Annotated in this window: 14 protein-coding genes and 2 pseudogenes; 10 read left to right on the forward strand and 6 right to left on the reverse strand. The window is 58.3% G+C overall.

Annotation, left to right across the window (positions count from 1 at the left end):
* Positions 1 to 147: 147 nt before the first annotated feature.
* The 4 genes from MU558_RS21030 (at position 148) to MU558_RS21045 (ending at position 4988) form a co-directional block, all read left to right on the forward strand.
* A complete protein-coding gene (locus MU558_RS21030) occupies positions 148 to 1098 on the forward strand; it encodes a hypothetical protein (RefSeq protein WP_246975258.1) in 951 nt (316 codons plus the stop codon).
* Positions 1099 to 1224: 126 nt separating this feature from the next.
* A complete protein-coding gene (locus MU558_RS21035) occupies positions 1225 to 1623 on the forward strand; it encodes a hypothetical protein (protein WP_246975260.1) in 399 nt (132 codons plus the stop codon).
* A 396-nt stretch (positions 1624 to 2019) separates the two neighbouring features.
* Complete coding sequence (locus tag MU558_RS21040) at positions 2020 to 3171, forward strand: AI-2E family transporter (protein WP_246975262.1); 1152 nt, start codon at positions 2020 to 2022, stop codon at positions 3169 to 3171.
* Between the two features lie 608 nt (positions 3172 to 3779).
* The gene (locus MU558_RS21045; protein WP_246975264.1) at positions 3780 to 4988 is read left to right on the forward strand and encodes a CBS domain-containing protein; all 1209 of its coding nucleotides are present in this window, start codon (positions 3780 to 3782) and stop codon (positions 4986 to 4988) included.
* Between the two features lie 677 nt (positions 4989 to 5665).
* On the opposite strand, the gene MU558_RS21050 is transcribed toward MU558_RS21045, so the two are convergent.
* Both MU558_RS21050 and MU558_RS21055 read right to left on the reverse strand, forming a co-directional pair.
* Positions 5666 to 5998, reverse strand: coding sequence for a DUF5789 family protein (locus MU558_RS21050; protein ID WP_246975266.1), 333 nt, complete (start codon positions 5996 to 5998; stop codon positions 5666 to 5668).
* A gap of 142 nt (positions 5999 to 6140) precedes the next feature.
* Positions 6141 to 6566: a DUF7539 family protein gene (locus tag MU558_RS21055; RefSeq protein WP_246975269.1), complete on the reverse strand. Its 426-nt coding sequence runs from the start codon at positions 6564 to 6566 to the stop codon at positions 6141 to 6143.
* A 158-nt stretch (positions 6567 to 6724) separates the two neighbouring features.
* On the opposite strand from MU558_RS21055, the pseudogene MU558_RS21060 reads away from it, so the two are divergent.
* Together MU558_RS21060 and MU558_RS21065 are read left to right on the forward strand one after the other, a co-directional pair.
* Positions 6725 to 6918, forward strand: a pseudogene (locus tag MU558_RS21060) (cold-shock protein).
* 513 nt (positions 6919 to 7431) lie between these two features.
* Entirely contained in the window at positions 7432 to 8499 is a 1068-nt protein-coding gene (locus MU558_RS21065) for a hemolysin family protein (RefSeq protein ID WP_246975271.1), read from the forward strand.
* Between the two features lie 579 nt (positions 8500 to 9078).
* Here MU558_RS21065 and MU558_RS21070 read toward each other — a convergent pair.
* Positions 9079 to 10422, reverse strand: coding sequence for a S8 family peptidase (locus tag MU558_RS21070; protein WP_322987051.1), 1344 nt, complete (start codon positions 10420 to 10422; stop codon positions 9079 to 9081).
* A gap of 308 nt (positions 10423 to 10730) precedes the next feature.
* On the opposite strand from MU558_RS21070, the gene MU558_RS21075 reads away from it, so the two are divergent.
* The 3 genes from MU558_RS21075 to MU558_RS21085 all read left to right on the forward strand — a co-directional run bounded on the left by MU558_RS21075 (position 10731) and on the right by MU558_RS21085 (position 12239).
* Positions 10731 to 10949: a hypothetical protein gene (locus tag MU558_RS21075; RefSeq protein WP_246975275.1), complete on the forward strand. Its 219-nt coding sequence runs from the start codon at positions 10731 to 10733 to the stop codon at positions 10947 to 10949.
* A 94-nt stretch (positions 10950 to 11043) separates the two neighbouring features.
* Positions 11044 to 11877 (forward strand): universal stress protein, encoded by an 834-nt coding sequence (locus tag MU558_RS21080; RefSeq protein WP_246975277.1) that lies wholly within the window; start codon positions 11044 to 11046, stop codon positions 11875 to 11877.
* A gap of 113 nt (positions 11878 to 11990) precedes the next feature.
* A complete protein-coding gene (locus MU558_RS21085) occupies positions 11991 to 12239 on the forward strand; it encodes an acetyl-CoA carboxylase (RefSeq protein ID WP_246975278.1) in 249 nt (82 codons plus the stop codon).
* On the opposite strand, the gene MU558_RS21090 is transcribed toward MU558_RS21085, so the two are convergent.
* The 3 genes and pseudogenes from MU558_RS21090 to MU558_RS21100 all read right to left on the reverse strand — a co-directional run.
* Positions 12206 to 12397: a DUF8154 family protein gene (locus MU558_RS21090; RefSeq protein WP_246975280.1), complete on the reverse strand. Its 192-nt coding sequence runs from the start codon at positions 12395 to 12397 to the stop codon at positions 12206 to 12208. The two genes, MU558_RS21085 and MU558_RS21090, sit on opposite strands and share 34 nt — an antisense overlap.
* A complete protein-coding gene (locus MU558_RS21095; protein WP_246975282.1) occupies positions 12394 to 13053 on the reverse strand; it encodes an ArsR/SmtB family transcription factor in 660 nt (219 codons plus the stop codon). Before MU558_RS21095 ends, MU558_RS21090 begins: the two co-directional genes overlap by 4 nt.
* Positions 13054 to 13255: 202 nt before the next feature.
* Positions 13256 to 13898, reverse strand: a pseudogene (locus MU558_RS21100) (RNA-guided endonuclease InsQ/TnpB family protein); the annotation flags it as partial.
* 259 nt (positions 13899 to 14157) lie between these two features.
* Between MU558_RS21100 and MU558_RS21105 the strand changes: the two are divergent.
* On the forward strand, positions 14158 to 14433 hold the full coding sequence (locus MU558_RS21105; protein WP_246975284.1) for a ribbon-helix-helix domain-containing protein: 276 nt from the start codon (positions 14158 to 14160) through the stop codon (positions 14431 to 14433).
* Positions 14434 to 14845 lie beyond the last annotated feature (412 nt).

Raw genomic sequence — 14845 nt, forward strand, 5'->3', positions numbered from 1 at the left:
TTTCATTCCTCGATCCTCCCGACGACACCTCTCTCGATCCCTATCGACAGTTCAGACGTCTATTGATGGATCGATAGTACTTTCTCGTTCACCGTTGTGTTAATGGTTTGAATTTTATACTATCCGAACTAGTTGTAACTGTCGACTATGGTCGACGACAATAACTTCGCAGATGGGAATAGAACACGCAGAGGACTCCTTCGGACCACTGGCGGGACGCTCGCAGCGCTGATCGGGTGTGCTGGAATCGGTGCTGCTGCGTCCGACGACGATGGCGACGGCGACGACGTCGGTCCGACGACTGCCGAAGCGACGGTAATCAAACGATTTCGTCCCAGCGACGACGACGAGCACTTCTACCTCGAGAAACGAGCGATCAGCCCCACGTTCAAGCGCCGCTTTGGCGGGCCAGTACTCACCTACGAACCGGAACCGGTTCCACGCGAGGCCATTCCCGAAAAGTACACCGATCCCGACCGGCCGTTTACGCGACAGTATCGCGACGAACTCGTGGTGGGTACGCTCGAGGACCACCTGGAGGCCGAGAAACCGGCGGAGACCGACGGAACCGATGAGGTGCGCACTCAGACCCAGTACTACGACGGCCCGAAGTACGTCTACGAATCGGCGTCGGGCGCTGAGGACCAGGATATCTACGAGCGAACTGGACCGATCAACGTCGCCTGGGGGACCTCCGTCGACAAGACTGCGTCACAGCTCCAGTCGTATATGGAAAATCGGGACTGGCAAGAACACTGGACGATGCCTGGCAGCGGGAGCCGGTATATCCTGTACGACGGACAGGCGCAGGCACAGGACGAACACATCTACAAGGAGATCTACTACACGCGACAGTGGCACATTCGGGTCTACGACGTGAGCGTCGACTCTTCGACCGACTCGATTCAGGTCATCGGCAACGCCCACCGTGATCCGCTGGATCACAATCTCATCGGTGACGATCCGTGGTACTTCAACGATGCTCGAGACGAGGCGATGAACGACTGGGAGTCGTGGAATCGCTCTTCGGAGTACGTGTTCGGGGGCGGAACCAGGTGGGAGACCCACGACGGAAATGTCGGCGTGATCTACGAGTGAGTACCCAAGGACTATATCAATTCCACAACCAATCAGCACTCACGGGATAGCACGCGAAATCTCACTTTCGACAGCACACGACACTGACGGCACATCGACCGCAACCACACGTCCGAAAACGCACTCATGACACGTCTCCCGCTTCTTTCCTCGAGTCAGCAGCACTCGGTACTGGCCGCGCTCGTCGCCGGAGTGATCTACCTCCTGGCACTCTACGCTCTCGCACGTCGCGGTGGCTACGAGTTCGCCGCGGACACGACCGGACAGGTCGCCCTCTACGCACTCTGGATTGGTTTGGGCCACCTCCTGCTTGCGGGCCTGCCCGTGTACCTTCTCGTCGAGTACGGCTACCTCTCCCCACTGGTCGCGTTCCTCGGTATCGCTGGATATGCAATCGCCGTCGAGGTCGGTGGGACGGCCGATAGCCCACTCGCCATCTACGGCATGTTCTGGCTGGTCCCGCTGGCGATAATCCTCGGTATCGCTGGCCTCGAGTACGTGGCCCGGACGACGATTCTCCCGTGAACTGCCCCACCTGCTCTCTGCTGTCGCCTGTCGCTCCGTGAGGGGAGCGTGAAGTGAAGCCTCCGGTCTCACGGACCATGCGAACGGATGTGAAGCGCCCGTGAGCAGATGGGGCGTCTCGGTTCCATGATGCGTGTCGCCGATACGGAAGTATCCCTGTCCTCAGAAAGCGCAGTCTCTCCTTTCGACAGCGATTGTCTTGCTCGAGCGACGACCTCTACGTCGCAGAAGATTAGCGATAGCTACCTCTACTGACTATTGTAGCTATTTTCCAATGTATGAATATTGTCCATATGCGCTTATCGATCCTGTAGACACCATCTGAAAAATTGCTTCAAACTAGGTAGCGAGGAGGATTCCCCGCCCCACCGTGCGCGGGGCAGTTGACATCTGGGCATGTCCATCCGGAAATCTCAGACCCGTCATCGAGAAATCGGCCTGGCCACTGACGTGAAGAATCGCGGGGACACGGGCACGGAAATCATAAGAAACTCCGTCGAAAAGGTGTATATGACGAAGAAGAGCGAGCCGCCACAGCAGTCTTCGCACAGGAATGCACTGACAATCTTCGCAGTGGTAAGCACGGCGCTCGCCGTACTGCTCGTCTTCACATACTTGCAATACGTCTTGCTCGCGATCGTACTCGCATACGTTCTCACACCCGTACAACGGAGACTCGAGCAATGGCTGAGCTCGGCGACGGCAGCGGTCGCCACCATTGCGATGTCGATAGTCGTATTTTTCATTCCGGTCGTATACGTCCTCGCTATCGCTTTTCAGCAGGGCCTGGCGCTCTTCACCGCAATCCAGGAGGGAGCGTTCAGCCCGGGCCGTATCGAGGACCGATTCGAAACCATCGGATTCGTCGTCGACCTCGACCTGTTGTACGCGACCTATCAGGGTCCTATCACGCAGACCGCGCAGCGACTCGCCACTGGCACACTCTCCGTCATCGGCGGCCTCCCAGGTGTGCTGATTGGGCTCACCGTGACAGGTTTCGTCCTCTTCGCACTGTTACGCGACGGCGAACAGTTCGTCGCGTGGCTGGAATCGGTCGTCCCCGTCGACGATCGTGTACAGCGAGAACTGTTCGTAGAACTCGACCACCTCATGTGGGCCTCCGTCGTGGGTAACGTCGCTGTCGCGGGTATCCAAGCCGTGCTGTTAGGGATCGGACTAGCACTCGTTGGTATGTCCGGGGTCGTCTTCCTGACCGTCGCGACCTTCGTCCTCACGCTGCTCCCGCTAATCGGCACGTTCGGTGTCTGGGTGCCGGTTTCGATCTATCTTCTTCTGGTCGGACGGCCCGTGGCAGCGAGCGCGATACTGGTGTATGGTTCGATAATTAGCGTCTCCGACATCTACCTTCGACCAGTAATCATCGGCCGGAGCGGGGCGATCAATGCGGCAACCATCGTGGTGGGAATTTTCGGGGGACTCGTCGTGTTTGGAGCGATTGGCCTGTTCATCGGCCCCGTGGTCCTCGGGGGAGCGAAAATCATACTCGACCTATTCGCCCGGGAGAACGCGCAACCGATCGCCGACTAATTGACATCCTCCTCCGCCTGAAGGCGGAGGAATCCTGAGCGTTGGAGATTTCAGGTTTGCAGTCCCACCGAACCCCGACACGGTGCGAATCCGTGTGGGGTTCATGGACTGTGGCGAGTGGGACTGCTGGGAGTGCCAAACCCCCGGTACTCCTATCCTCGTGCCGCGTTCGACCCTCGTGGTTGTTTTTGCCCGGCGAGGGCCGAGTGGGCGTCAACGGACTCGGAGTTACTTTCCGTGGTGCTTGCAGCAGTCGGGCACTGCATCGGTTCAGTATAGGAACCGACCGTCCACCTGACTGGTTCCGATTACTGTCTTATTGCTTGGGGCGGGCAGGCCGCCATCGTAGGACTGGCGGGAATCGCCCCGTTCCCGACCGATTCCTACTTCTATGATTGGTCGCCTGTCACTTCAAGGGATGGATTAGAAATCTCGGACGGGAGTATTGCGGCGTGGATTGCATTCGAGTTGTCGGATTCATCCTCCGCCTAACGGCGGAGGTATTCTCCTCGCATCTCTATAACCCGTTCTCGATATCTCTCCGGCTTCAAGAACAGGGGTGGCACAGGTATAACTGTCCAGCGCCCCTCTCACTAGAGAGTTACCCCATGGATATCTCTGAGATTCTCTCGACGGAGTTCACCGAGTTCGACATCGGAACCCCGCTCTCGAAGGTCGTCGGGGCGTTCGAGAACCAGGAACTCGATGCCGTCGTCGTGACGGACGGCGACGAGTACCGCGGTGTCGTCAGTCGTCGACAGCTCGCCTCCTCGTCCAACCAGCCCTCGGCGAAGGTCGGCTCACAGGCACAGCACGTCCCGGCCGTCGCTCGCACCGAAGACGTCCGTGAGGTTGCGCGACTCATGATCGGCAGCGACGCCAAAACGCTCCCCGTACTCGACGACGACTGTGTCGTCGGCGTAGTGACCGGCGATGCGGTCCTCGAGGCCGTCCGTCCGTTTCTCGACGCGGTGACCGTCGACGACGCCTACACGGCGAAGTTGATCAGTGCGACTCCTGAAACCACGATCGGGAAAGCGCTCAATATGCTTCGAGAAGCCGGTATCGCTCACCTCCCGGTCGTCGACGGGGACGACCTCGTGGGAATGCTAAGCCTGTACGACGTCATCGACTTCACGACGCGGGGCGGCAGCAAGAGTCAGGGCGGGTCGTCGAGTGGCTTCGGTGGCCGCGGTGGCGGGGGACAGAACCGTGGCGGGTTCGGCGCGCGCGAGGGCGATGCCGACCGGATGCTCGATCTGCCGGTACGGAACCTGATATCCGACGCAGTCGCGACGGTCGAGCGAAGCGCACCGCTCGACGAGGTCGTCGAGACGATGTTCGAGCGGGAGGTCTCCTCGCTCGTCGTCACGGCCGACGACGCCGACGAGCCGATCGGTATCATCACGAAGACGGACGTCATCGAGGCGCTTACCTGGGAGCGCGATGACCGGAACGCCGTGCAGGTGTTCGGACTCGACCTGCTCGAGGGGATGAACTACGACGACGTTTCCGCGCTGATCGAGAACATGACCTCGAAGTACGGTGAGATGACCGTAATCAAGGCCAGTATCGAACTGCAGGAGCACAAGGAACAGAGTCGGGGTGTGCCGCTGGTGCTCGCACGAATCCGACTGGTCACCGACCGCGGCTACTTCACGGCCGATGGGGAGGGCTACGGTGCCTCTCACGCCCTTCGACTTGCCGCGAACGCGGTCGAACGTCAGCTGCTCAAGGGGAAGACCTACGGCCACTCGAAGAAGCATTCAGACACTGACGAGCGGGCACAGCTCTATGGCTGGTGGCTTGGCGGGTAATCGGATAGATATCTACAGAGAACGCAGGAGAGAGCCCACGACTTTAGTCCTGTCTCTTACCCATACGTCGGAGTCTCGCGAAAGCGGCGTTTCGGAGGCTCTCGAGGCGGGCGAGCACGAGCTGAGACCCACAGGAAGAGAGACGAGATCGATGCTCGGTACGGAGCGTAGTACTCGAGTCGACTGCGTTCGGATCCACAATTACGGATTTCACCCGGCGAAAGGCGCTAAATACTGGTATCTCGATCGCCACTCTCCGATGGATCGCTCGCAGACTGGTAGCGCAACTTGTGGGTAAGAGACAGGACTTCAGTCGTGGGAGGAGGTCAAAGGCGGAGCAGGCCGGGTGCCTCGGGGTCGTACAGAAATCTCCGACTTCCGTGATCGGGCGAACGCAACGCGTTCGCAGACCTCGCGAAGCCTTCGACTTCGCTCAGTGACGAGACGCTTCGCGTCTCGAACCACCTGACCCCGAGGCGGTTCACTGGCTGTGTCGGAGATAATGTACATTCCAACGAGAGATATCGCCGTCTTGGGATCGTGACCGTGGTGTTCCAGGTGTTCCCGTAGGTACGGCAATGTTTGGGGATATCACAGGCTGGACCGTAACTGTCTGTATGAGTGCCCCAAGCGCGACAGCCACCAGACTGAGATTCGCGCACCCGAGAGCCGATTTGTCACCGGTGTATCAGTCCCAGTATTCGGCCTTGAACATCATCGGCGGAGTCGTACGTTTGGTTATCAGTGGGAGCAAGCACTTCCTCGAGGGATTCCGTCCCACCCTGAGTTTCGATCTCATAGTCGCCATAGGCCGCAACCAATTCATCCGTCGTGGTTGGATAGTCGTGGGTTTCGAGGGCTTCACCGAGGTCACCGAGCTGCCCACTAGGGTCACCACTCATCGCTTGGTCTTCACGAGTGCGGTCGCGTGTTTTCTCTACCTTTCGATCTGACTGGCGTGGTCCTTGCTCACCGTCTTTCTCGTCTCGGCTCTGTTTGTCATCTGTCATCTCTCCCACTAGGCGCTCGATTCAGATAACGGTGTGGTAGCTCACGCCTGTGATTCCTCGAGCAGATCTTATAGGCGTAGGGATTCCGTGAAGTAACCGTAATAACGTGCGAGTGGCCGAAAAATATCGTATGAAACGGAAATCATTGAGTTTGACGAATGAACTCGTCGAGTTCGGCTTCGATGAGCGTCGCGACGCGCTCGCTGTATCTCCAGAGTGCGGCGTTGAGCCGTTCTTCGGTCTCGTCGTCGAGTACGTCTGCTCCACGAAGGGCGGAGTCTATGGTAATCTGTGGGTGATACACGCAGACCACCCCGAGTGAGGTATCCGAACTCGAGGTCCCTGCCGTGTGGATTCCGTACTGGTCGGTCCCCCAGACACCATCGCCCCCGTGTCGTTCCAGTTCAGAATCGAGGGTATCGAGGAGTCGGAGTTCGTCCGCGGTGAGGATCGGCTCGTCACTGTCGAACAGTTCAGTATATGCCGCCGTCCGGGCACTATTCGTCCATTGCTCCAAGTGGGATCGTGCTCGTAGTACGAGCTGTCGCTCGTCTGGAAACTCGGCCATGCGCCACGTAGGAGGGCAAGGCCAATCAATGTTCGTACAACGCCGAGCGCTCAGCTTCGACTGATGATGGCACGCACGTGCTCCGATAGATAATGACGGATCGTGGTAGCGTGATCCTCGGGACCCTTACACGTCGTTCGAAGGAACATTTGTTTGTAATAGGGAACGATAAGGTTGATTTCTTCAACGACACTGGTGGCTACGGTTTATTTCGACTGAGGATTCGGACGAGGGCGTTTTCTTTCACATGGTGGACGTTGGCGGCCCGACCCTCGAAGAGGGACAGAACATCGATTTCGATATCGAGCAGGCCCCCAAGGGTCCCCGCGCGACGAACGTCGTTTGCGCCTGAATTGCTCACAGTCACTGGACTGTGACGGACGGTACGGATTCATTCTCAGACACCTGGTTGTTGAATCCGCAGAGGGCAACAGGATTCATTGTTTGACAGCTTGTTCAACGTTGTAGACTGCTGCGGCAAGCACGATTTCACGGAATTGGCGATCGTTCTAATGACTTACCTCGACGCCGTCGACGGATTCAAACTAGGTAGCGAGGCGGATCTCCCGCCCCACCGTGGGCGGGAAGGAAGCCAACACGCGCTGCCTCCTCGGAGGGTTGAAGTGAGTGACATTCCACATTAGTGGTACGTGGTCGGCGGCCAACAGCTGTCGCCGATCACGGGCCGCAGTCAACCGGCCCCAGAATCGGGGATGCAGACCCGTGAACGCCCGAACGCTCTTCGGGTACGACGCGGTACGTCCACCGATAAGCCCCGCGCCATTGTGCGCGGGGCAGTTGACTAGAGCCCCGGAAAACAGTTATAGCAGACATTATTTCTGTCGTCGGTTAGTAACGCCCGACAATGGAACCGCTCGAAATCGGCTTACGGATTCTCGGTGGAATCATACTTATCGGAGTAAACGCGTTTTTCGTCGCGATCGAATTCGCGTTGACGCGTACCCGCCAGTATCCCGAGTCGGAGTTCAACACGCCGGGGCTTGAACTCGCGTGGGAGATGACTAACGACTTGGAGTTTTATTTGACGACCTGCCAGGTCTGGATTTCCGCGACGAGTATCGCATTGGGGATTATCGCCGAGCCCGGACTGGCAGCCTTGTTCTCACCCCTGTTCGAGAACACCACACTCGCATCGGCCGGAGCCGGATCACTACTTGGGTTTTTGATCATCAACCTCGTCCACCTCACGCACGGCGAACAGACTCCGACGTACCTCGGCGTCGAACGCTCCAAACAGGTCGCCCGCTACGGATCACGGCCGCTGTACTGGTTCGCCAAGATACTCGCCCCGGCAATCAAATTCGGTGACTGGATCGCAAAGGCGACACTCGGTTTGTTCGGCATCGAGATGACCCAGGCGTGGACGGAGACCGAACGGGAAGTTATCGAGACTCGAGCTGATCTCCGGACCCGGCTTGGATCGGTGCTCGAGGAGGGTGGCCTGCCCGACGAACGCCGCGAGGAGATTATGAACGCCTTGACAATCGGCGAGCAGTCGCTCAGTGAGGTCATGATCCCGGCTGACGAAATAGTATCGTTATCTACTACAGACGATCCCGAGTCGAACTTCCAGAAAATGGAAGAGCACCCCCACACACGGTATCCACTGATTGGCGATGAGCTGACCGATTTCCGTGGCATTGTCTATACTCCGATCCTGCTGAGACACCGTGAACAACTGGCAACCGGCAACCTCGATTTCTCCGGGCTAGCAGCACCGACGATGACACTCTCTCCCGATACGGACGTTAGCGATGCGATCGATCAGTTCCAAACTGAACAGCAAGAACTCGCCCTCGTCATCGAAGATGGCGGAGTCGTTGGACTGGTGACCGTAACTGACCTCTTGGAGACGATCATCGGTGATATTGAAGATCCACTCGACCAAGTCGATCCCGACGCACTCGACTAGAGAAATATCCATCACTGGCACTGATCGCTCAGTTAATCCACAAGGTGAACTACTCCGCCCTACTCGCACTTGGTGCTCACTCGTTGGGGTTGGGACTTCCCACTTTGACGATGTGGTTGAAAGAATTATATACTGTTATGCACAGTTACGACCCTAATAGTAATATAATATAAATATATTTACTAATTATTTTGAACCATTGACTCGATGGCAAACGACAAGTCGTCGGCTACCAGGCGACAGGTCCTTCTTGGAAGTAGTGCAGCGCTTGGCAGCGCGATGGCAGGGTGTCAATTCCCGTCAGCGTAGAGGGGATCGAGCTTCTGATGTTCGGACAGACACTACTAATAGCGGATTACGAAAAACTGCGCGATTGATCTTCCGACAGCAATGGTCTAGCTCCGAGCGACAGTCATTACGACGTCGTGTGAATCGAAATAGTAACCTCTGTTGACTATTGCACCTATTGTATAATGTGCGACTATTGTTCGGATGTGTCGACTCCAAATACGTGCCTGTTCCAATTGTCTACAGCCTCTAAAAAATCGTTTCAGCCGTAATCGAAGTCGGGTGGACGGGTCACTGCTCGACGGCTGCAGCCGGATTCAGGAAGCCCGATCCGTAGTACGTCTTGTCGTACTCTTCGACCGTCTCGGCAGTGTTCTTCAACGTTTGACGTACCTGATTCGCGTTGAAGTCGGGGTTCTGGCTCTTTACGAGTGCAGCAGCCCCCACGACCTGTGGACAGGCCATCGACGTTCCAGCGATCCAATCATAGCCGTAGGTTGCCCCCTCGTAGGTCCCGTCATCGGCGTACTCGGGCATGGCGATCGTGTTGTATACGAGGTCGAGATACCACGGGACGCCGGTGTCGATCGCGTCGAGGTCGGCATTTCCACCGGGTGCAGCGACGTCGATGGCGTTCGTTCCATAGTTGGTGTAGAACGCTGGACTGTAGAAGCCCTCTTCGAGCCCCTCGTCGCCCCACTGGTACCCAATCGGTCCAGTAGCGCTGACGGACACGACGTTCGCCGCCTCGTTCGGAAGACTGACCGCAGGGGCACACTCCTCCGTGCCGTCGCCGTCGAAGTCCGTGCAGATACGTCCATCGTGCTGGAGATCCGTACTGTCGTTGCCCGCGGCTGCGACGAGCAACGTCCCGTTGCTATTGGCGTAGGTCGTGGTCCGATTGAGCATCTTGCCGTACAATTGCCCCTGTGCCTTGCGCGAGACCGGATACGCTCCAAGACTCATGTTGGCCACGTCGACGTCGATGCGGACGCTGTAGACGATGGCCGCGAGGATGTCCGCGAACGACGCCAGTGACTCCGGCGAGAACACTCGACAGTCGACGACCTCCGTCGCGGGCGCAGTACCGACGACGCCCCCTTCGTTTTGATCGTCTGCGGCGATGATTCCGGCGACGTGAGTCCCGTGGTACCCACCAAAGGGACCACCAGCACCGTATCCGTCGTCAGTGAAGTTCCGAGACAGGTCCTCGTTCACTGCGTGCTCGAGATCTGGATGCCCGGCAGCGACTCCTGTGTCGATGACCGCTACTCGAGTTTCGTCTCCGCGAGTGATTTCGTGAGCCGCTGGAATGTTCTGGGCCTGCTTATCCCATTGATACTCGTATCCCGGCTCGTCGGTTGCGCTGGCTGCGATCGGCGTCTGGTCGCTGAGAGGGCGATTCAGCGAGTACGTCGTGTCCGGAGCGTACGTTGTGTTCAGCGACCGGACGTCTGCTTCTGCTCCATTTACGACCAGCAGGTCGATCTCACGAAGATCGTGAACGACGTCCAGGCCTGCCGCTTCGGCCTTCGTTCTCGAGGTCGCCTTGGCGTCGACGAGGAATCGGCTTGTCGACGTCGCTGCAACGACCGAACTTCCGACCGCAATTCCACCGAGGAGGCTTCCGCTCACCTTGAGGAACGTTCGTCGTGTTCCATTTAACATAGCCAACTGTGATAATAGATAACATTGGTATTAATTCTATTGGTGAATTGAAGTTTCTGCGAAGTTGTAAATATGGGAAATACAGATTTTATTCCCTGGTAACAGTATCGTCGAAATGGGGCTGGGACCGGCAGTTTGGGTCTTCGATCGTCTTCTCCGTGGCGTGAGCGCTGTAGAGCTGCGAGTGACCGATGTGGGATAGACAGCGATCAGATTCGTGAACTTATCAGGAAATCCTGTGAGAGCTATACCTCGCTGGAACGAGTCCATTCGGTATGGACAGCGAGTCGTTCGCGTTTGGCGTCCCGGTGATCGGCGTTCTCGTCGGAGCTGTCATCATCGTCGTGAGCGTCTTTCAGGGCGGCTTGACCCCGGTGACGATGATCGGCGGTCTGATCGGATTCGTCAGTATCGTAGGGTTGACGATCGCGGTGACACGTGTCGAGCGTGGTGAACTATCGGGGAGCGAACTACCGGCTGATCGTGAACACTGATCGCCCCGAGGCAGGCCTGCGCTCCGTGAGGGCAGGGCAAGCGGACGAACCGCTCGAGGGACAGTCGTAAGTAACTGTTGGGTGAAATGACAACATGTTCGATCACATTCTCGTGCCGACGGACGGAAGCGGTCCCGCGACCGCCGCCCTCGAGTACGCGGCAGCCATCGCGGCAGCGAACGATGCGACCGTTCACGTACTGCACGTGACCGAGACGCCGCCCGACGAGGAAGACGAGGAGATCGTCACGACGGCCCGCGACTGGGTCACCGCCGCTGGGGCGGCAGTCGACGAGGAGGTCGTGCAGGGCGAACCCGACGAGACGATCTGCGAGTACGCCGCCGACCGCGGCGTCGACGGAATCGTCATGGGGACGCAGGGGCGACAGGGACTCGAGCGGTTCGTGCTCGGGAGCGTGACGGAGTCGGTCGTCCGTAACGCGACCGTTCCAGTGCTCGTCGTCCGCAGGGGCAGTGACGTCCGGCGGGAGTATCCCTACGAGACGATCGTCGTGCCGATCGACGGAAGCGAACACGCCGTGGCGGCCTTAGAACACGGGATCGAGATCGCGACCCGACACGACGCGACGCTTCACCTCCTGTCGGTCGTCGACGTGAGAGCCACTGGCGTCGACGCCGTCGCCGACCTGCAGGCCGATCAGTTCGCCGAATACGCGCGGACGATCGTCGACGACGCGGCGGCGAAGGCACGAACCGCGGGCGTCGACGACGTCGTGACGACGGTGACGTTCGGTTCGACCTACCGCGAGATCAGGTCTCACGCCCAGGACCACGAGGCCGACCTCCTCGTGATGGGGACCCACGGACGACACGGCTTCGATCGGCTCATGCTCGGTAGCGTCACCGAACGCGTCTTGCGGACTGCGCCAGCACCCGTGCTCACGGTTCGCGTCCCCGAAACGGAGTAGTCTCGGTGACGTCGTCGCTCGAGTGACTTTGCGAGTGGACGACACTCGAGTGAGCGACTGACCGCCAGCACGCGTCGTCAACGGTTAAGTAGCGTGGCACCGACACACGTGGTATGGCGACGGAATACCTGACGGCTCCGATGCCCGGCGTGTTTTACCGACGACCCGATCCCGACGATCCGCCGTTCGTCGAGGTCGGTGACGACGTCAGCGAGGGTGAGACGGTCGCCCTCGTCGGCGTGATGAAGAACTTCCACGACGTCACGGCGTCCTCGAGCGGGACCGTAAGCGAGATTCTGGTCGACGACGAGGCGGAGATCGAGGCCGGTCAGGAACTGATCGAACTGACGACGGACGACTGATCGAGCAGGAAGCCCGCAGCGTCGAGGAGGTGACACACCTTCCGCAGCTGAAAGACGGCGGGGTCGGAGACGTGCTCGAGTCCGACCTCGGGATTCGCGGGTTTCTGAAACGCGTCCTCCGCGTCGCCGAGCGCCGCCTCGAGTTCCTTCGAGGTCACTCGACGACATCTCCGAAGAGATCGCGCTTCACCCGGCGGAGCGTCTCGCTCTCCGAGAGGGCGATCCCTTCCTGGAAGATCGGCCGTAGGTCCTCCCCTCGCCTGCGTGCGCTCTCGGGCGACTCGACGAAGACCTCGAACTCGTACCGCTGACCGTCGATCCGTTCCTCCTCGAGATCACGCGCGACGTCCGAGGCGGTTCGTCGCGCGGCAACCAGCTCGTCGTCATCGTCGACGAGCACGAAGACATCGACGTCGCTCGCTCGGTCGGCCTCTCCCCGTGCCACGCTCCCGAAACAGACGATCCCGACGGTGGACGATAGCTCCTCGTCTATTCGGTCTGCGAATCGCCGGAGCGGTTCCCGGAACTCCGCCTGCGGGATCTCGAGCAACGGATCGTCGACCTCGTGTAGCCGTCGCTCGTCGATCCGGTAGAGCGTCTTGTTACCAACGTCGCGCCTGACGATCAATCCCATTGCCTCGAGCAGCGAGAGTGCCTTCGAGACGCTGGGGCCGCCGAATCCGGTAAGTTCTTGTAAGTCCCGGTTCCCGAACTCGTCGGTCGGGTTCCGCGCGAGGATCTCGAGGATGTCGTCCATCGCCTCGTACCTGAAGATCTGCTCGTCCGGTAGCGGCAGTCGCACTTCAATGTCCATTCGTTATGCCTCATATAACGAGTTACATAACATATAACGTTTTCATGATCGAGTTCTGGCGCGCAGAGGCTGCGTGATCGTGTCAACTGCCCCGCGCACGGTGGCGTGGGGCTTGTCAGTGAACTCGGCCTCTGCCGACGGTTAGTCGGACGGGACAAATCCCCGGTTTGGGGTTCACGAGAGCGAGCTCTCGTACAGCCCATCAGGTTTCTACGAAACCTGAGGACGTCACCGTTCCTGACTTCAGGGCGAGTTGACTGTCGCCCGTCCGCCGAGACGACTGTAGGCTCCGACGGACGTACCGCCACCCAACATTCTTCGCACCCACGCAATCTGCATTCTGAGTCGCACCGCACGACTCACACTCAAACTCCGCCTGTCGCACTCGGTTCCCCTCGCTCGTATGCCCACACTCGGGGCACCGACGGCTCGTATTCTTCGGATTTACAAACTCGACGCTAATCCCTTCGGCTTCAGCCTTGTACTCCACGAGGTCAACAAGTTGCCGGTGCGCCCACTGATGAAACTCTTTGACGGGCGGCGCACGTTCTCGAATGTGTTTTAGCTTCTCGAACGCGATGTACTCGCAATCGTGTGTCCGTGCTTCTTCGAGAATCCGGTTACGACTTGATGGAGTTGGTCACGAAGATACCGTGACTCCCTACCGCTCATCTACTGAATTGTCCGATGGGCGGATTGTGTGCCGGTCTGCTGAAGTTGCCGCGAATCCGCTCGAACTTCCGGTGCCGGTGCCTGAGTTCTCTCCCCGATGCGAAGTACGCTGTACTCGTGGTGGCGATGTTGACGATGCCGAGGTCAACGCCGAGAACTGTCCTGTCCTCGTCGTGATGAATAAACTGAGCGGCCGAAAGCGTAGGAAGATCCCAAGTGGTCAATCCTCCGTGCCAAAAATCAGGCTGCTATCACCACATCTGTCGAGTTCTCACTTGTGGAACTCGCCTACGAGATAGTCAGTGCTGAGTTCATATCTTTGATCGTAGTGGGGAAAGCAGACACCGTTTATCGCCATCGATAATGTCGGCGAGACGTTAGACAGACCGTTGACGCTAGTGTTTTGTGTGTGCACTACGTACGTACAAGCGTATGTCGGAAGCTGGCGCTAACAATGGTGACCCCGAGATCGAACGAATCAATCTTCGCATTTCGCGGTCGTTTCGCGAAGTGATCGACGAGACATGGCGCGAGCGAGGTTTTAATAGCCGAAGTGAGTTCATCCGATACGCACTCCGTGAGTCAGTAAACCATCCCGAGGGTGCTGGATTCTGGAAAGACCTCGCAGTTAGCGAGGCACAGTTTGATGACGGAGACGCTCGCTCGAGTGACGAGATCAAAGCAGAGTATGGGCTCGACGAGGAGTGACGACGATTGGTCGTGGGTTTTTTCGCCACGAGCTGAAGACCAGTTTGCACAGCTGGATCCAGAAACGCAAGAGCGGCTCATCTCCAAACTGGATGACGTTGTCTCCTCAGAATGGCGTGAGCCTGCTGACTTCCTCGAACCGTTAACCAATTCCCCATTCCAAAAGCTTCGAGTAGGGACCTATCGGGTTGGCTGTCGGCTAGTGCATGAGGAGCGCATTTTGCGTGTTGAGAGCGTTCGAAAACGTGACGGGGCATATACTGCTGACGACTGACACCACCATTATTTCCGTATAGAACCACTCGTAACTATTCGATAGTGCACTACCGATATGCAGCAGGACGCCTACGACGTGACGGCTGCCGACAGTTCGGTGTGCTGTGGGTGTCCGAGTTCGGATCGGCGTCCGAAC

The sequence above is a fragment of the Natribaculum luteum genome (genome assembly GCF_023008545.1).
GTDB classification, from domain to species: Archaea; Halobacteriota; Halobacteria; order Halobacteriales; family Natrialbaceae; genus Natribaculum; species Natribaculum luteum.